The organism is Streptomyces sp. NPDC046759, assembly GCF_040645475.1.
Lineage (GTDB): Bacteria > Actinomycetota > Actinomycetes > Streptomycetales > Streptomycetaceae > Streptomyces.
Genome location: NZ_JBEYYJ010000008.1, coordinates 45,707 through 63,305 on the forward strand (window position 1 = coordinate 45,707; position 17,599 = coordinate 63,305).

18 protein-coding genes are annotated in these 17,599 nt (G+C 68.6%); 9 read left to right on the forward strand and 9 right to left on the reverse strand.

Annotated features, from left to right (window positions below):
* Positions 1-40 precede the first annotated feature (40 nt).
* Positions 41-658, forward strand: coding sequence for a TetR/AcrR family transcriptional regulator (locus ABZ919_RS13170; protein ID WP_361246529.1), 618 nt, complete (start codon positions 41-43; stop codon positions 656-658).
* 161 nt (positions 659-819) lie between these two features.
* On the opposite strand, the gene ABZ919_RS13175 is transcribed toward ABZ919_RS13170, so the two are convergent.
* Together ABZ919_RS13175 and ABZ919_RS13180 are read right to left on the reverse strand one after the other, a co-directional pair.
* On the reverse strand, positions 820-1,806 hold the full coding sequence (locus ABZ919_RS13175) for a nitronate monooxygenase (RefSeq protein WP_361246532.1): 987 nt from the start codon (positions 1,804-1,806) through the stop codon (positions 820-822).
* Between the two features lie 9 nt (positions 1,807-1,815).
* Positions 1,816-2,379 (reverse strand): VOC family protein, encoded by a 564-nt coding sequence (locus tag ABZ919_RS13180; RefSeq protein WP_361246535.1) that lies wholly within the window; start codon positions 2,377-2,379, stop codon positions 1,816-1,818.
* Positions 2,380-2,817: 438 nt separating this feature from the next.
* Here ABZ919_RS13180 and ABZ919_RS13185 point away from each other — a divergent pair, with 438 nt between their 5' ends.
* Complete coding sequence (locus ABZ919_RS13185) at positions 2,818-3,780, forward strand: phosphotransferase (protein WP_361246538.1); 963 nt, start codon at positions 2,818-2,820, stop codon at positions 3,778-3,780.
* A 285-nt stretch (positions 3,781-4,065) separates the two neighbouring features.
* Here ABZ919_RS13185 and ABZ919_RS13190 read toward each other — a convergent pair whose 3' ends face one another.
* On the reverse strand, positions 4,066-4,203 hold the full coding sequence (locus ABZ919_RS13190; protein ID WP_361246541.1) for a hypothetical protein: 138 nt from the start codon (positions 4,201-4,203) through the stop codon (positions 4,066-4,068).
* Between the two features lie 275 nt (positions 4,204-4,478).
* Between ABZ919_RS13190 and ABZ919_RS13195 the strand changes: the two genes are divergently transcribed.
* Positions 4,479-6,647: an RICIN domain-containing protein gene (locus ABZ919_RS13195; protein WP_361247085.1), complete on the forward strand. Its 2,169-nt coding sequence runs from the start codon at positions 4,479-4,481 to the stop codon at positions 6,645-6,647.
* A 135-nt stretch (positions 6,648-6,782) separates the two neighbouring features.
* Here the strand turns inward: ABZ919_RS13195 and ABZ919_RS13200 are convergent, their stop codons facing one another.
* From ABZ919_RS13200 to ABZ919_RS13215, 4 genes are all read right to left on the reverse strand, one after another.
* Positions 6,783-7,652, reverse strand: coding sequence for a hypothetical protein (locus tag ABZ919_RS13200; protein ID WP_361246543.1), 870 nt, complete (start codon positions 7,650-7,652; stop codon positions 6,783-6,785).
* A gap of 416 nt (positions 7,653-8,068) precedes the next feature.
* Entirely contained in the window at positions 8,069-8,575 is a 507-nt protein-coding gene (locus ABZ919_RS13205; RefSeq protein WP_361246546.1) for a helix-turn-helix domain-containing protein, read from the reverse strand.
* Positions 8,572-9,630, reverse strand: coding sequence for an LLM class flavin-dependent oxidoreductase (locus ABZ919_RS13210; protein ID WP_361247087.1), 1,059 nt, complete (start codon positions 9,628-9,630; stop codon positions 8,572-8,574). Before ABZ919_RS13210 ends, ABZ919_RS13205 begins: the two co-directional genes overlap by 4 nt.
* The gene (locus ABZ919_RS13215; RefSeq protein WP_361246549.1) at positions 9,630-10,136 is read right to left on the reverse strand and encodes an SRPBCC family protein; all 507 of its coding nucleotides are present in this window, start codon (positions 10,134-10,136) and stop codon (positions 9,630-9,632) included. The genes ABZ919_RS13210 and ABZ919_RS13215 overlap by 1 nt, the downstream gene beginning before the upstream one ends.
* A gap of 424 nt (positions 10,137-10,560) precedes the next feature.
* Between ABZ919_RS13215 and ABZ919_RS13220 the strand changes: the two genes are divergently transcribed.
* Entirely contained in the window at positions 10,561-10,773 is a 213-nt protein-coding gene (locus tag ABZ919_RS13220; RefSeq protein ID WP_361247090.1) for an NmrA family NAD(P)-binding protein, read from the forward strand.
* A complete protein-coding gene (locus ABZ919_RS13225; protein ID WP_361247093.1) occupies positions 10,704-11,459 on the forward strand; it encodes an NmrA family NAD(P)-binding protein in 756 nt (251 codons plus the stop codon). Before ABZ919_RS13220 ends, ABZ919_RS13225 begins: the two co-directional genes overlap by 70 nt.
* 773 nt (positions 11,460-12,232) lie before the next feature.
* On the opposite strand, the gene ABZ919_RS13230 is transcribed toward ABZ919_RS13225, so the two are convergent.
* Positions 12,233-12,589 carry an STAS domain-containing protein gene (locus tag ABZ919_RS13230; protein WP_361246552.1) on the reverse strand — a complete coding sequence of 119 codons (357 nt, stop codon included), beginning with the start codon at positions 12,587-12,589 and terminating at the stop codon, positions 12,233-12,235.
* A gap of 497 nt (positions 12,590-13,086) precedes the next feature.
* Here ABZ919_RS13230 and ABZ919_RS13235 point away from each other — a divergent pair, with 497 nt between their 5' ends.
* From ABZ919_RS13235 to ABZ919_RS13245, 3 genes are all read left to right on the forward strand, one after another.
* The gene (locus tag ABZ919_RS13235) at positions 13,087-13,962 is read left to right on the forward strand and encodes a patatin-like phospholipase family protein (RefSeq protein ID WP_361246555.1); all 876 of its coding nucleotides are present in this window, start codon (positions 13,087-13,089) and stop codon (positions 13,960-13,962) included.
* Positions 13,959-15,020: a 1-acyl-sn-glycerol-3-phosphate acyltransferase gene (locus tag ABZ919_RS13240; RefSeq protein ID WP_361246557.1), complete on the forward strand. Its 1,062-nt coding sequence runs from the start codon at positions 13,959-13,961 to the stop codon at positions 15,018-15,020. The genes ABZ919_RS13235 and ABZ919_RS13240 overlap by 4 nt, the downstream gene beginning before the upstream one ends.
* Positions 15,021-15,547: 527 nt before the next feature.
* Complete coding sequence (locus ABZ919_RS13245; RefSeq protein WP_361246559.1) at positions 15,548-16,021, forward strand: GNAT family N-acetyltransferase; 474 nt, start codon at positions 15,548-15,550, stop codon at positions 16,019-16,021.
* On the opposite strand, the gene ABZ919_RS13250 is transcribed toward ABZ919_RS13245, so the two are convergent.
* Positions 15,986-16,636 carry an HAD-IA family hydrolase gene (locus tag ABZ919_RS13250; protein WP_361246562.1) on the reverse strand — a complete coding sequence of 217 codons (651 nt, stop codon included), beginning with the start codon at positions 16,634-16,636 and terminating at the stop codon, positions 15,986-15,988. The two genes, ABZ919_RS13245 and ABZ919_RS13250, sit on opposite strands and share 36 nt — an antisense overlap.
* Before the next feature lie 329 nt (positions 16,637-16,965).
* Here ABZ919_RS13250 and ABZ919_RS13255 point away from each other — a divergent pair, with 329 nt between their 5' ends.
* On the forward strand, positions 16,966-17,469 hold the full coding sequence (locus ABZ919_RS13255; protein ID WP_361246565.1) for a hypothetical protein: 504 nt from the start codon (positions 16,966-16,968) through the stop codon (positions 17,467-17,469).
* Positions 17,470-17,599: the final 130 nt, after the last annotated feature.

The following is a 17,599-nucleotide window of genomic DNA, read 5'->3' on the forward strand; positions in this document are numbered from 1 at the left end:
CGCACCATGAAAAGGACGCCTCAAGGAGAGGTGGCACATCGTGAGGACATATGGCGGAGCCACGGCGGAAGAGCGCGCCTCGCTCCGCCGTCGGCGCCTCATGGAGAGCGGTCTCGAACTCTTCTCCAGCCAGGGATACGCCCACACGTCCATCCGTGCGGTACTCCGCCACGCCGGACTGAAGGACAGGTACTTCGCGGAGAGCTTCACGTCCCTCGACGATCTCATGGCAGCGCTCATGAGAGACATCTACGAGGAACAGATCACCCGGTGCACCGAGGCGATCGCCACAGACCAGCCGCTGCGCGACCGGGCTCGAAACGTGATCGACGTCATCACCGGGCTTCCGCTGGAAGACCCGAGAAAAGGGCGCGTCAAACTCACAGAATCCCTGGGGGCCGGTCCCCTCACGGCACGAGAACGGCGTCTGGGCCTGCAGCGCATGAACGGCCTCGTGGAATCCCTCCTGAGGGAAGGGCTCCGTGATCCCCGGATGGACCCCACCTCCTTGTCCGTGGCCGTCGTGGGCGCGGTCAGCGAGATGCTGCTGAGCTGGTTCAACGGAGTCCTGGGCGTCTCAAGGGAGGAACTGGTGGATCAGGGCCTCCTCCTCTTCGAGGCCATCATCGGGTATGCCTCGGCATCATCACGAGAATGACAGAGCAGCCACTCGTCAGCCGCTCCCGGAGGCCATCCGCAACCATGCGTTCCCCGAACTGAGCGGACCGCATCCACCGGGGCCACCCCGCCGGTGGCGACTCAGGCGTTCACGACCGGGGCGTCGAGTTTCGTCGTCCCCACACGAGCGGGGGTTGCTCGTCAGCTCAGCAGCGATCGAGGCCGTGAGGCCAGGATTGCCTCGGCCTCGTCACTGATCGTGCGGACGACTTCTGCGGCGGGACGGACGGCATCGACGAAGATCGCCGACTGGCCATAGAGAATCGCGCTCGTGTCAGGATCGGGCGGGCCCTCAACGGGGCTGACGTCCCTCGGGGGCGCGAACTCCTCTCTACGGTCCCGCAGCGTCACCTCGCGCTCTGACCACTCATCGGTGAACCGATTGCGGCGGACTCGTTCACCGATGGTCGCCGGCCACGGCAGCCCCGACACGATGTCGTAGGCCCGCGTCCATACGGTGTCGCCGCCATCACTCTCAACGATCAGGCGCTTGTGGACATCGTGTACCTCGATCGCTTCGGGGGTGGCGAGAAACGCCGTGCCCAGCCAGGCGCCGTCCGCCCCGGCGGTGAGGACGGCCGCGAGTGTCCGGCCATCGCCGATGCCTCCTGCGGCCAGCACCGGAACATCGGGGTAGCGCTTCACGATCCCGGCCAGGAACGGCAGGAGGCCCATCGTTCCGGTGTGGCCACCGGCCTCGCTGCCCTGCACCACGAGGACATCGGCACCCGCGGCGACGGCCGTCCGTGCGTCATCGTAGTTCTGTACCTGGCACATCACCCGGGCTCCTGCGGCCTTGGCTCGAGCAAGCCACGGCTGCGGGTCGGCGAACGACAGCGCGATGACCTCTGGTCGCTCTTCCAGTGCGGCATCGAAATGCGGTTCGGTGAAGGGGAGGAACGGCGTGATGAAGCCGACTCCGAACGGGAGGTGAGTCGTGGCACGGATGGTCGCGATCTCCGCACGGATCCACTCAGGCCCCTTCCAGGGATGTGTACCGCCGAAGGAGCCGAGCCCGCCGGCCGCGGAGACCGCGGCCGCGAGTGTTCCGCCGCTGTGCAAGGCCATCGGGGCCGCCATCACCGGGTAGGTGATACCGAACATGTCGGTGAATCTCGTATGCAACATGGGTCGACGCTAACGAACACAGCGATCCCGGCCCACCAGAAGCGCGCCGTCTCGCCCGCGCGCATCCACTCGTACGATCTTGTTGAAGTACTCTGGCCGGGCGTGACGATGTGATGATTCCGCCAGTCGCCGGCTGATGTCCTCGATCTCGAAAGGCTCACCGATAAGGTCCACACCACGGCTGGCGAGCTCCGCACGGGCTTCGTCGACATAGTCGACATGGACGCACATGTGCTGGTAGCCGCCGTGCTGCAGGCTGACTCCGAGGTCATCGAGGACCTCGTTCGGGAAGGGAACCGGTCCGGCCAGCAGTTCCACATGGAAGTTGTCATCGTTGGGCGGGCAGAGGTACGCGAGCTTCAGCTCACCATAGGGCCACTCCAGGAGCACTCGGAAGTCAAGCTTCTCCGTGTACCAAGCCTTCGCCGCGTCGTAGTCGGGAACGCGGATACCCACATGGTGACCGCTGAAGGACGCAAAAGGGCTTGATGGATTTTTCGGCGGAGGGGTCGGAATATTCGTGATCACGTTCGACGGCTCGCCGTGTGCAGCTTGTAAGTCGCCCAGGGGCACACGCGTCGTGTGATCCCCCGGCGTCGGGCTGGGGACTCAACACCGTGCTACGCCACCCACATGCCGCCACCGGCAGGACACCCTCCGGGAGAACCGGCCCCGGACCAGCCGACTGGACCCTACGAGCCCTCCCTTGAGCGCCGCGTCAACGCAGGCCGCACGAGCGTCACCCTCCTGCACCGCGAAGTCCTCGCCGAGAACGACTCCATCACATGTCAGATGGTCCGCGCCTACAACGCCACCCTGCGTGCCGCGGCACCGCAGGTGTCTCCTCCCCAATGCCAGAATCCGCTCTATGGACACCTTCCAGGCTGTGGCCACGGCCCGGTGCGAATGCCTGAACAATGTCTGTGGCACTGCGAGATGAGCAGCGCGGTGTCGCCACCGCCTCCAGGAAAAGCCTTTGCGCCCGCCCCGTCCTGATGTTGGGGTGCCACGGTGACCAACCACGATGAGCCGGCGGCTGTCCGACCGTTGACACTGGCTTGGGTGAGCCGGCACCTGGAGGTCGGCGAACGGATCCTCAGAGCCGACGCGCTGCATGGCGGCATCACCGCCGAAATGCGGAGGCTGACCATCGGCACTCGGGACGGAAGCACCCGTGACCTGGTGCTGCGGACCTACGTCGACCCCTATTACGTGGCGCGCGCCGAGGACTGGCTGAGCAGGGAGGCCGGCGCCCTGACCGTGCTCGCGGGAACCGGCGTGCCGGCTCCTGGACTGGTCGCTGCCGATCCGACCGCCGCGCATTGCGAGTATCCGTCGCTCCTGATGACACACCTGGCGGGCCGGACGGTCCTCGACGACGAGGGATCGGAGACGCGCGTTCCTCTGCTGGCCCGGCAACTCGTGGCGATCCACGCATTGCGACCCGCCGAGCGGCCGCGGGAATATGTGGCCTTGACGACCGCCGACACCGTCGTGGTCCCGAAGGGCGCCGACGCGGCGGCGTGGGCCGCGGCGATCGATGTGATCCGCAAGCCCGCGCCGCCCTATGAAGGGCGACTCCTGCACCGGGACTTCCAACCAGGCAACGTGCTGTTCGACGTGCCGCCCTCCAGGCCGGCAGATGCCCGGATCACCGGGGTCGTCGACTGGGCAGCGACCTCGTGGGGGCCGGCAGATCTCGATGTGGCGCACTGCTCCACCAATCTCGCGCTGCTGCACGGCCCGGCGTGGGGCCTGCGGTTCCCTGAGGAGTACGAGGAGGCCGGCGGAGTGCTGGCCACGGCCGCGAGCCAACGGCTGTACTGGCGGGTGCGGGACGGGCTGGCGTGCTCGGAAGAAGTGCAGTCGGTGGCGCAGGCATGGCGGGAGGCGGGGAGGACGGAGCTGACGACGCGAGGTGTGGAGGAGCGGCTGGATGCCTATGTCACCGCCCTGATGGACACGCCGGGCTGAACCGGAGCGGCCCGGGGCGCGGGACCGGCGACCCGGCCCGATCCCGGCTGCCACGTCCGGCACCGGAGCCGATCGCACACCCGCACCGCGGCACCCCGAGTACGGGCCGGCTCCCGACGGTCAGCACTGCAACGCCTCCGAACCCAACGGCAATGTCACTCGCCGCAACAGTCCCAAAAAGGGCTGGGTTCGTTCGGAGTAGGACTCGAATGGGTGGGACGGGTCATTCGGGGCCGTTCGGGTTTCTGTCTCAGCAGACCTGGTGCCACATCACGTGGCACTCCCCTACTCCCGGACCTCCGACGAACCGGTGCCTGCGTCAAGCCGACTGGCGATCTCCTCGGCGGACAGCACGAGCGCGAAGCCCTTGCGCAGGACGGCAAGTTCGGGTTCCTGCCGGGACTCGTCGTCCGTGGCGGTCACGTCGGACCCGAAGACGACCTTGTAGCCGCGTTCGTATGCCTGGCGGGCCGTTCAGCACGTCGCGTGGGTGTTGTTTGCAGTTGCCGTTGTTTGCACAGCACATAGTTCATGACTTTTCTTTCAACTTATATTGACGGCTCGTCGGGTGGCGCCTAACGTCCGATCAACCTCTCGCCCAGCAGGCGACCTAGGAGACACGCGTGACAAACGCTCTCGCTGTGCTCGTCCGAGCCCACCGTCATCGCAGACGCGCCACCGCCCTCACGACGGCGCTCCTGCTGCCGGGCGCCGCCGGCATCGCGCTGGTATCGGCCCCGAGCGCCAGTGCCGCTACCATCCCCACCGCCCCTACCACCGTCGTCAACGCCGGCAGCGGAAAGTGCGTCGACGCGCGTGCCGCGGCCACCGGTAACGGCACCGCTGTGCAGCAGTACACCTGCAACGGCACCGGCGCCCAGTCCTGGCAGTTCACCGCGACCGACAGCGGCTACTACCGGATCGGCGTGGCGTCCGCGCCGAATCAGGTCTGGGACGAGACCGGCGTCTCCACCGCCGACGGCGCGCTGACCCAGCTGTGGCTTTACGGCGGCGGCGCCAACCAGCAGTGGCTGCCGGTCGCGGAGGCCTCCGGGACGTACCACTTCGTCAACCGCAACAGCGGCAAGTGCCTCGATGTGCCGTCCGCCTCCACCGCCGACAGCGTCCAGCTGCAGCAGTACGCCTGCAACGGCACCGCCGCCCAGTCCTTCACGCTCACCGGCGGCCTGACCCCGCCGCCCAACACCCCGGATTTCGGCCCCAACGTCACGGTGTTCGACCCGTCGATGCCGATGTCCACCATCCAGTCGAAGATCAACTCCGTCTACGGCACCCAGCAGACCAACGAGTTCGGCACCCAGCGCAACGCCCTGCTGTTCACCCCCGGCACCTACGACGTCGACATACCCGTCGGCTACTACACCCAGGTCTCCGGGCTGGGCCTGTCACCGGACCAGGTGTCGATCACAGGCGGCGGCGTACACGTCGAAGGGCACACCAGCGACGGCAACGCCACCCAGAACTTCTGGCGCGACGTCGAGAACATGTCGGTGAACCCCAGTTCGGGAAGCACCATGTGGGCCGTCTCGCAGGCCGACCCCTTCCGGCGCATGGACGTACACGGCAGCATGAAGCTGTGGGACGACACCCACGGCACCTCCACCAACTGGTCCAGCGGCGGCTACATCGGCGATTCCCGAGTCTCCGGTCAGATCAACTCCGGGACACAGCAGCAGTTCCTCACGCAGGACACCGCCATGGACGGCGGCTGGACCGGGCACAACTGGAACATGGTCTTCGTCGGCGACACCGGCGCCCCGGCGACCAGCTTCCCCAGTCCGCAATACACCACCGTCGCCCAGAGCCCCGTGATGCGTGAGAAGCCGTTCATTTACGTCGACGGCTCAGGCAACTGGCAGGTGTTCGTCCCATCGGTGCGCACCAATGTGCAGGGCCCCGACTGGACGAACGGCAGCGCCCTGGGCACCTCGCTGCCGATCAGCCAGTTCTACATCGTCAAGCCCGGTGACACCGCCACGACCATCAACAACGCGCTCGCCGCGGGCAAGAACCTGATCGTCACCCCGGGCGTCTACCACCTGTCCGCACCGCTCAACATCACCCGCCCCGACACCGTCGTCCTCGGCCTGGGCCTGGCCACCCTCGTCCCGGACAACGGCGTCACCGCGATCACCACCGCCGACGTCGACGGCATCGACATCGCCGGGCTGCTGATCAGCGCGAACACCACCAACTCCACCACACTGATGCAGGTCGGCCCGGCCGGCTCGACCGCCAGCCACACCACCGACCCCATCGTGCTGCACGACGTGTTCTTCCGCATCGGCGGCGACATCGCCGGCAAGGCCACCCAGACACTGGTGGTCAACAGCAACGACGTCATCGGCGACGACCTGTGGCTGTGGCGGGCGGACCACACCAACGGCGTGGGCTGGACGACCAACCCGGCCGTCAACGGCCTGATCGTCAACGGCAACAACGTCACCATGTACGGCCTGGCGGTCGAGCACTACCAGAAGTACCAGACCACGTGGAACGGCAACGGTGGCCGCACGTACTTCTACCAGAGCGAGACGCCGTACGACGTGCCCGACCAGTCCAGCTGGACCACCAGCGGAGGCGACCTCGGCTACGCCTCCTACAAGGTCGCCAACTCGGTGACTTCCCATGAGGCGTGGGGGGTGGGCGTCTACGCCTACTTCCGCGACAACCCCTCCGTCGTCCTCGGCCATGCCATCGAAGTGCCCACCACGTCCACGGTCACGTTCCACAGCATGGTCACCACGGTTCTGGGCGGAGACGGCACCATCAACCACATCATCGACAACACCGGCAACCAGGCCACCCCCAGCAGCAACGTGGCCTACCTGGTCGGCTACCCGTAAGTCCGCACCGACCTCATCGCACACAGGAGAGGGACCAGCGTGGATCGGGAAGGCCCGGACGGTGGAGCCGACCGGGCCCTCTCAAAAGGCCGTACCAGACCTTCTGCAAGGCGTGGTCCGACCTCGTCGTCTCTCTCACAGGCTGCCGACACGCCAGGGCAACAACTCCTCGGCCAGGGCCAGGCTGTAGGGCCTCACCAGGCGGCGCAATTCGGCGCACTTCTCAGGGCCTATCGCGACATACGGCAACGCGGACAGCTCGTCGGTGGTGTGCTCCACCCTCTCGCGCCGCTCCCGCCCTTCCGGGGTGAAGGCAAGGGCGGGGCCCTCCGTCAGCCAGCCGCGCTCGTGGAGCCTCTGCACTGCCCGTGCCCACTGTTCCTCGGACCAGGCCCGTGTCCTGCGCAGGGCCTCGGCGGTCACCGGGCCCGCGGCGGCATGGGTGACCAGCGCTTCGATTCCGTCCAGCCCGGCGCCGAGCAGCGTCGTGATGTGGCCGTCGCCACGGAACTCACGCAGCAGCGTCTGTGCATGCCAAAGCGCCAGGTGTGGTTCGCGTGGCCAGGGCAGGGCAGCGTGAGCGGCGAAGAGGGGACGGCCCTGCGGGTGAGGCAGCGTCGCTCCGGCCGCTTCACGCGCCAGTTCCGCGGCGCGCTCCATCCTGGGGGACTGGACGGCGGAGCCCAGGATGCGGCGCAGCGTGGCATCGGCGGCCGCCAGCCGGGCCGCCAGCAGTTTCTCCGGCGACGCCGTCCTCCATACCGCAGGCACCACACTGCGTACCCGCTCCGGGTTGAAGTTGTAGAAGGTGGCGATCACCAGTTCGGCGGAGGCCGGGCCCAGGGCCGCGGCGCGCGAGCCAAAATAGCCGGCCGTGCCGTCGACGCCGAGCTCCGCGTATCGGGCCCGGGCCTCGGGAGCGAAGTACACGGCTCCGTGTATGGGCTCCACCATGTTCCAGGTGGCCCGTGCGTAGGCGCTGGCGAGCTCTTCCTTCATCTGCATGAGATGACTCCTTCGACTCTTCCATGCGCCCGCGGGCACCGGAACAAAGCCCTGATTCACGACGGGCACTGCCGATTCCTCGTGGCGTGGGTACAGGCGGTGCTGATGCCTCAGGCGAGCCTCGAGCGAGTTCGCGTACTGGGGCACGGTTGTCCGCGACGAGTGCCGCCTCAGTGGCGGTACCGGTGGCGCCCGCACAGGTGTCGGCACCGTCGTCGTACGAGACCGTTGTGGGGCTTCATGCTCCGGTGGTCAGTCGCCTCGTCGGATACGCCCCTCGCCCTCGACCGGTGGACGAGTGTCGTCTTTTCCTACGACGGTCAGTCGCCGCATGCCGTGAGCACGGCCGTCGCCGTGGCCGTTCGGCATACCTGTCAGCTGCATGCCTGTCAGCTGCCGGCACCGATCGGCACCGGTCAGAAGCGCGCAAAGCGGCGCTGGATATCTGGTCGCTTCCTGAGCCGCTCCGGATATCCCGGGCCCATCCGCGCGGAGATGTCCTCCGACCGCATCGGCTCACCGCAGGCGGAGCAGACCACCTCCGCGTGGGCATCGTGGTCGCAGGCGTCGTGGTGAAGGGTGATCGGGGCGCCCTCCTCCCCGGCGAGCCACCGGTCGCCCCAGCGGGCCATCGCGGCGAGCACGGGGACGAAGTCGCGGCCCTTCTCCGTCAGCAGGTACTCGTGACGCGGCGGCTCGCTCTCGTAGAGCCGCCTCTCCATGAGGCCCTCCTCCACCAACCGGCGCAGCCGGTCGGCGAGCGTGTTGCGTGCAATGCGCAACTCCTGCTGGAACTCGTCGAATCGACGGCACCCATAGAACGCCTCCCGCAGGAGCAGGATGCTCCATGCGTCGCCGAGCACGTCCGTGGCGCGCGCGATCGAGCACGGCCAGTCCGCGAACGAGGGACGCGCGGGACTCATGATGCGCCACCCACTTCGCGGACCAGCTCGATCGCCCTTCCCAGCGTGGCGAGTCTGGCCTCCATCGTGTCCCCTGCCGGATAGAGACGGACGGTGTTCACACCCGCGTCGCGCCACACCCGCAGCCGTTGCCGCACCATGTCCTCCGTGCCGATGAGCGTGGTGGCCAGCACCATCTCGTGAGTGACGAGGCCGGCCGCGCCGTCCCGGTCGCCGGCCTGCCAGCGCTCCCGCACCTCCGCGGCCACCTCCGCCCAGCCCTGACGGCTGTACGCCTGATGGTAGAAGTTGGTGGACGCAGACCCCATCCCACCCAGGCCGAAGGCCAGTTCCTTCTTGCGGTCGGCGACCATGGCGCTCAACCTGTCCTCGTCCGGTGCGAACGAGACCTCAGCGCCCTGGCAGACGTCCAGTTCCGCGCGGGTACGCCCGGCTCGCGCCAGGCCCTGATCCAGGTGGGCGAAGTAGGCATCGGCGGACCCTTCCGGGACGAAGCTGGTGCCGAGCCAGCCGTCCGCGACCTGTCCGGTCAGCCGGAGCATGGCCGGCGACAGGGCAGCCAGGTAGATCGGGACACGGTGCTCGGCGCGCATGGACAGGCGCATCGGCACCGCTTCACCGCCGGGCAGGGGAATCCGGAACTCACTGCCGGAGTAGGAGATCTTGCCGCCCGCGATCGCCTGCCGCACGATCTCCACCGTCTCGCGAACACGCGCCAGCGGGCGGGCGAAGGGCGCTCCGTGCAGGCCCTCGATCACCTGCGGACCGGAAGCACCCAGACCGAGGACGAACCGCCCTCCGGAGAGGTTGGACAGGGTGATGGCCGTCTGGGCGAGCGCGACCGGCGTACGGGTGCCTACCTGCATGACGGCGGACCCCAGCAGCATCCGCTCGGTTCGCGCCGCGTAGAAGCCCAGCGCGGAGGGGGCATCGGAACCCCACGCCTCGGCCACCCAGCAGATGTCGAGCCCCAGCTTCTCGGCCTCGGTGACGAAGTCGGCCTGCTGGGACCAGGAGTCGAAGCCGGACGCCTCGATCGTCGTGGCGGTCCGCATCATGACTCCGCCAGCTTCTTGATCCGCTCCAGTGTGACCGTCATGTTGCGCTCGAACTCCCGCATCCGTACGAACACGATCTTCCGCTCCTTTCCCGGCATGCGGTCGATGGCGACCGACAAGCCCGAGCGAGCCGGGCCCATCTGCATCCACTCCGTCAGCTCGGTGCCGTCGGCCCGGGGTTCCAGCCGGAACCGCCACATGGCCGTGGGATGGTCCGGGTCCCCCACCACCCATGCGAACTGTCGTTCGGGGGCGCATTCGATCACGGTGGAGGTGGTCGCCCACTCACCGAGCGCTTCGTGTCTGCTGCGCCCCACGAACCTGACCCCAACGGCGGGCCGTTCAGCCCCGTCCAGCCACTCGACCGACTGCAGCTCGTCACTGAGGCTCGGCATGAGCTCCACGTCGGAGACCAGCTTCCACACCCGCTCCGGCGCGGCGCCGATCCAAGTCCGCACTTCCACCGTCGGTTTGTCCGCGTACCGCGCGCCCGTCCACTCCACAGTGAGCCAGCCTCCTCGCCATTAAGGGGTCTGACCACCAGAGTTGCGTAAGAATACTGACTTGGTCAAGGGTGCGGGGGAAGTTGCCGGACCCGCCGCTGCACGGTGGCCGCAGGTTCAGGATCGCCACGCCTTGAACGGCGGCCGCGCGGCCGATTCGGCGTCACCCCTGGCGGCTACGCGTCAGCTCGTCGTGCCGGTGGAATGATGCGGCCTGTTGTGCAGTACCGAGCCGGGTGATCCGACAGTCGACCTGACCACCGTCGACGAGCCGCACCGCACATCCGGTCCCGTCCCACAGCCCGTCCCAACGTGACTCCGTCAGCTGGATCACATACCAAATCACTGCGCGGCGCAGCGATATCCCTTAAGCTTCTGCGTGACGCAGTTAATGCGCCACGCAGCAACAACTGTTGGAGGATCCATGCTCACCGTCGCCGTCACTGGAGCCACCGGAGCCCAGGGTGGGGCGACCGCCCGAGCCCTGCTGGACGCCGGTCATCAGGTGCGCGCGCTCACCCGCCACCCCGACTCACCCGCCACCCCGACTCACCCGCCGCCGACGCCCTGCGCCGCCTCGGCGCCGAGGTGCGCTACGCCGACTTCGACGACCACCCCTCACTCGAGGCGGCCCTGACCGGAGCAGACTCCCTCTTCGCGGTCACCAGCCCGTTCGGCACCGACACTGCCACCGAAGCCCGACAGGGCAAGGCCCTCGTCAGCACCGCGGCAGAGGTCCGGCTGGGGCACATCGTGTTCACCTCCGCCGCTCACGCCGACCGGGACACCGGCATCCCGCATTATGAGAGCAAGCACCTGGTCGAGCAGCACCTGCGCGCTGTCGGGGTGCCCTGGACGGTGATCGCCCCGGCGGCGTTCATGGACAACTACGCCGACGGCTGGACCCTCGACGGGCTACGCGACGGCATCTTCGCCTGGCCCATGCCTGCCGACCGTCCCCTCACTCTCATCCCCGCCTCGGACATCGGCGCGTTCGCCGCCCTGGCCCTCCAGCGGCGTGAGGAGTTCGCCGGCCGCCGCATCGACATCGCCTCGGACGAGCGCACCCCTGGCCAGATGGCGGAGATACTCGCGGCCGCCATCGGCTGCCCGGTCGCCCACCAGGAAGTACCCCTGTCCTACGTCCGGAGGCGATCGGCCGATCTGGCGGCCATGTTCGAGTACTTCACCACCGTCGGCCTCGGCGTCGATGTCACCGCGCTGCGACGCGAGTACCCCGAAGTCGGCTGGCACAGCTTCACCGACTGGGCCATCGCTCAGAACTGGACCGCACTCCTGTCCGACACGCCCACGCATCAGTGACAACCTCCGTCCGCCGCTGCGGCTCCGGCATGAGCCGTGCACGCAGCGGTCGCACATGACGCCCCCGTGTCGTGCACAGGCGCGCGGCACGGCCGCATCGTCGTCACTGACTCCTTCGCTACGGCGTGATCGATGACTTCACTGCACTGACGGGCCAACTCGCCCATGCGTGAGAGACATCGGAGAAAAATCTCGCCGCACTTCCGAAGCCGACGACACCGATCACCCGGAACCGGCGGGCAGGATCACCGGGACGATTGCGGACCACACCGCCCCGGACGTGCCACCACGTCCCCAGGGCAGCACCAGCCCACCGCAGCCGGACCGGCCGCCCCTGCCCGACCACGCCCACTGCCCAGCCACGCCGCCCTACGTACGACGACGAAGACGGAACCCAGCACCGTCGCAGCTCCAGCTGCCCAGGTCCGCCCGGCAGATCACCTGCGGCTTGCGGACTGCCCCGCACCTACACGATGGCTCTCACCCACAGCCGCGCGCCCGCAGCCGTCCCAGCCTGGCCGATCCCCCCGCTTCCCAGCCTGCCCGATCTCTCTCCCCCCTCGCAGCCTGCCCGATCCCCCACTTCACGCGTCGCCCATGACGAACTCGCCCCCGTTTGAGCGCAGCGGGAGCTGGAGCGTGCGGGCAAGCGCTGGGCCAGTGGTGCCTGCTGCCGGTAGCACAGGCCGTCACCGTGGGGCTGGCGGCGGTGAACCAGTGCCCGCGGCGGTGATCGCGGCAGCCGCATCCCGGCGGGCAGCCACCCGGCGTGGTCAGGGCACAGCCTGGTGACCGCGCGGCCAGCCCGCTGGGCCCGGTCCCGCGGTCACATGGAAAAGGGTGTGGGTGCCGGTAAGTTCCAGGACGCGCCGCGGTTGGGCTCGCAGCCCGGACAGTTCCAGGAGTCCGCCTTGCTCGTAGGCGCACCGGTGAAGCTTGTGCAGCAGGCCCAGGCCGCTGGCGTCCATGAACGACACACCTGTGAGGTCCAGGCGCAGGGTGCGATTGCGGATGCTCACCGCGTCGGTGACCTGCCTGACCTGCGGGCAGGTGTCAAGATCCAGTTCGCCCGCCACGATGACCACGACCCGGTCGAGATGCTCACTGACGCGCACGTTGAGAGACGGCATGGGTGAAACCACCGTTCGGGATCAAAGCCCATCACGGTCGGCTCCCACTGCCGGAAGTAGGCCGTCAAGCGCGCGGCACACGGGGCCGCTCACAGCCGAGCAAGACCACCCGCACCATTCACCGGCCACCTTTTCGACCGTCACCCGATGGCGGCGCGGGGTCTCCCACCAGACCAGGCTGGTCCCCCTCAGCGTCCCACACCGGCGCGACCGGCAACAGGCCGCCGGAGGTGTCCTGACAGTCTGCGGTCGCCGTAGCAGAGCACGTGGTGCGACGGTCCGGTGCAGATAGGGCGCCACCCACGTGCAGCGAATCCCACGCGCTTCCTGGACTTCTCCAGCCCCAACAGCCTCGTCTGCCGCCACCGTGCCCGGCGGCAGGCCGCCCCTGAGCGCGACCCACCACACGACGGCCGCCATCGTGACCACCGGGCCCGGTGCCGGCGGTGGGTGATCCCTCCGTGGTTGGTGGCGCCGTGCCGGGGCACCCTTCGGCCATGGAGAACAGGCGGCCCACCCGCCCGGCGACCCGCGCCTTCGTGCTGGGCGGCGGCGGTGCGCTCGGCGCCTACGAGGTCGGCATGCTCAAGGCCCTGTTCGCCGCGGGTGTGCACCCGGACCTCCTCGTCGGCACCTCCGTCGGCGCGATCAACGGCGCCGCCGTCGCGGCCGACCCGTCGGGGGCGTCGGTGGCCCGACTCGCCGACCTGTGGACCGGCCTCGGACGTGCCGGCGTGTTCTCCGGATCGCTGTTCGGGCGGCTGAGCACCGCCGTGCGCAGCGGCACCCACCTGTACCACCCCACGCCACTGCGGGAACTGCTCTCCTTCCACCTTCCGGTGACCTGTATCGAGGATCTGGCTCTGTCCTTCCAGTGCGTCGCGGCGAACATCGAACGGGCCGCCGAGCACTGGTTCGCCGCCGGGCCGCTGGTGGATGCCGTGCTCGCCTCATGCGCGGTGCCCGGGCTGCTGCCGCCCGTACGGATCGATGACCAGCACTACGTCGACGGCGGCCTGGTCAACAGCATCCCCGTCGGCCGCGCCGTGGCCCTCGGCGCGACCGACGTCTACGTGCTGCAGGTCGGCCGCGTCGAGCAAGCCCTCCCCCCGCCGCGGGCACCCTGGCAGGTGGCACTGGTGGCGTTCGAGATCGCTCGCAGGCACCGGTTCGCCCGCGACATGGCGGACCTGCCGCCCGGCATCACGGTCCACGTGCTGCCGACGGGCGCGGGCCCCACGGAGGGCACAGCCACCCTTCGGCAGCTGCGGTACCGCAGCTTCGGGCGGACCGCAGAGCGCATCGAGCGTGCCTACGCGGCCTCCTCCCGGTACCTCGAGACCGCTCTCAGCACACCAGACGGCGCGCCATGACCGAAGCGGGTGCGCCCCGAAGACGCCCGGTGCGGCTGGGCGGCGCGGTGGTCACCGGGGTGCGCCGCACGACCACCACCGCGCTGCTGCTCGTCCTCGTCCCTACGGTCGCCGCGCTCCTCGTCGCCGCAGGCGTGCTCTGCGCACCGGTCTCGCTCGCCACGCGTGGCCCGTGGAGGCCGGTCCGGATCACCGGCTTCGCCCTGCTGTACCTCCTGGTGGATCTGGCAGGGCTGGTGGCCGCCACCAGTCTGTGGGCACGGCGGCTGCCCGACAGAGGGGACCGCGAGAACCGGCGCACCACCGATGCATTCGCGGTGCTGGAGAGGCTGCTCCGACTGCTGCGCCGCGCGGGCGAGCAGATCTTCCGGCTCCGGGTGGAGGTGACGCCCCCGCCACCAGGCGAAACGGGACGCGCGCCGGCGCCGGTCCTGATCTTCGTGCGACACGCCGGGGTCGGCGACTCCTTCCTGCTGCTACAGATCTTGCTCAGTCAGACCGGTCTGCGCCCCCACACGGTCCTGAAGCGCGCGCTACGCGCCGATCCCGCTCTCGACGTACTCATCGGGCGCCTCCCTCATTGTTTCCTTCCACCCTTCGGCGGCCGCGCCGAGGACGCGATCGGTCACCTGGCTGCCGGGCTGGGCCCGGGCGATGCCCTCGTGATCTTTCCGGAAGGCGGCAACTTCACCCCGCGCCGCCGCCGGCGAGCGATCACCTCGCTGCGCCGCCGGGGGCTGCGCCGCCGCGCGTCCCGCGCGGAACGAATGCACCATGTCCTGCCGCCACGGGACGCCGGTGCCCTCGCCGCCCTCACCGCCGCGCCCGCGGCCGACGTAGTCTTCGTCGCCCACACCGGCCTCGATGTCGTCCACTCAGTGCCCACCCTTTGGAGTCGGCTACCGCTACGCGACCGCGTGCGGGCGCACTGGTGGCGCATACCCGCGAGCCGCGTCCCGGCGGGCGACGAAGCCCGCAGCGAGTGGCTGCTCGCCCAGTGGACCCGCGTCGACCACTGGATCGCCGACCACGCCACCCCGGACGCAACCCACGCATGAGACCCGGCGGCGTCCACGCCGACGTCGCCTGCCGGGCCGGCCACCGCGACGAAATCCCCTGCGCCTTCCGGACGATCGCCACCAGCTACAGGACCGCACCCGCACCGGCACCCGCGCCCACGAACTCAACGGACGAGCAGCACACCGGCCACCGGACCAACCGGCCTCGGGCCCGGGGTCACGCGGCGTACTGGCCGCTCTGCAGCTCGTGCCAGAAGGGGGCGTAGGAGGTCTCGGCAGTCAAGCCGTCCGCCGTGAGAAGTCTGGTCACCGCTTAAGTCCAGCGGACGAGAAACGCCCTCAGGGACTCCCTGGCCGGAGCCACCAGGTACAAGGCCGGCTCCGCCCACAAGCGTCCTGGATGGGCCGTGGGAAGGCCGCCGACCTGGCCGAGGAGGACTGGCGCCACAAGCCACCCGGCAGGCCCCCGGGACCGACCCGGCCCTGTCCACCCGGGCCCTGACCTGCACTTCCTTTCACAGCAAATGCGTTTGACAGGACATGGCGGGCACCTATTTCCTGGGCCGGTGACCGACCTTCGCATTCAAGCGGTGGACGACGACGCCTCGATCCACGACTGGCAGTACGTCCACAACCTGATCATTCCCGGCGATGTGCTGTCGCTCGACGACGTCCGTGCCCGCACCGGCCGTAACCGCATGGAGGTCGCCTACCTCGGCGACGTCCTGATCGGCTGCACCACCGTGCGGCCGCCCACCGGGGACAACGGCGCCACCGCCACGGTCATCGCCCGCGTCCTGCCCGAATTCCGCCGCCGCGGCCTCGGCACCCGACTCTACGAGCGCGCCCTGGGCCAGGCCCGAGCACTGGACGCCCAGGTGGTCGAGACCGTAGTACTGGCCTCCAACCCGGAGGGGCTGCGCTTCGCCGAGCAGCACGGCTTCGTCGAGTTCGAGCGTTATCTGCTGCGCGAGGGCGACACCGTGCCCTGGATCGACCTGCGCCTAGATTCTGGCCACGAAGGCGAGGATGTCGGGTAGCGCCTCTCGCAGGCTCTCGAAGTGGCGGTGCACGCCGCCCACCGCCACCGGAGTGTTGACTCCCCACACCGTCATCCCGGCCCGCCGTCCGGACTCGATGCCCGACGGCGCGTCCTCGATGACCAGGCACTCCTCCGGCTTGGCACCAAGTCGCTCGGCGGCCAGCAAGTAGGGGACCGGCGACGGCTTGCCTTCGTCGACGGCGGCGGCATCCACGAGGACGCTGGGAACCGGCAGGCCGGTCCGGGCGAACCGTCCACGCACGCGATGCTCGTAGTTGGACGTCACCAGCCCCCAGCACCCCGAAGGCAGGGCTGACAACAGCTGGGACGCACCATCGAAAGCGTCGTAGACACCCGACCGAACGTCCTCGTCCTCAAGTTCATGCAACACGGCAAGGCACTCTTGTGGGTCACGGTCCGGCGCGATTTGCGCGAAGGTCTCCATCGGCCGTGTCCGCAGCGCCAGTTCGTAAATCGCGTCAGGATCCAGTCGGTATCGACCCGCCCACGTCTTCCAGACCTGACGCTGGTTGTCCACCGCGTCGATCAACGTGCCGTCGACGTCAAACAGGACGTACTTTCCCGAACTGGACTGAACAAGTTCACTGCTCACCGCTTGATCATGCCATCGGCCCAGCCCAAGCGCGTCGACCAGGCGCAAGACCGTGCTCCGGCTGACGGACACGTGCGGGTCAGGCCAGGTGTCGGCTCCACCGAAGGTCTTGCGCCGCCACTTGGTGTTCCGGCACCGGAACCGCCGAACTCGCAGTGATGCCGCCCCGAGACGCCCAGCCGTCAAGGGCCTCCGGCCAGCCAATAGCGACACCCCTCCTCAGATCTTCGGGAGCGGGGCCGGAAGACATCTTTGCAACGAAGATGACGACTACAGAAGATTGCCACTGACCGACACAAGGCAGCTGTTCCTGTGAAATGGGGGATTCTGTGAACAAGATCAGCCGGATAGCACGCGCCGCCGCAGTGGGGGCGCTGGCGCTGGGCGGCGTCGTGGCAGGCACGACCCACGCTTCAGCGGCGACCAGCAACTGGGGCTGTCGCTCCGACAGAACCGGCAGTTTCGCCGACGCGGGCCACGGTATCCATCTGGACTCCTGCATCGAAGACCAGTGGGGCAACAACGGCAGTGGCTTCTACGCCCGCATCGCCGTCACGCTCGATCCAGGCAGCGGTCCCGACCACCCGGCCGTCTTCCCCTGCGCGCAGTTGTGGAAGTCAAACGGCTTCGGTGGCTGGTCCTATGCGCACGACTACGGCTGCATGGGCTGGTACGGGCCGGGCACCAACGACGCCATCTGGATCAGCGACAACGGCCAGAACTACAACCCCGGGAGCGGCGCATATGTCGTGCGGGTGGGCTTCTGGGCCACCATCAACGGCCACTACGCTTATTACGGCGATGTGGAGTCACCGGTCGCGTCGGTGTGGTAGCCGTAAACGGCCAGGGCGCGGTTTTGAGTTGTGATGAATCCGCGGGTTCCGCCGCTCTGGAGTGTTCTGCTCCGGTAAATCGCCTTGCGTGCCACGGACGCAACTGACGGACGGGGAGTGGACGTTCGTC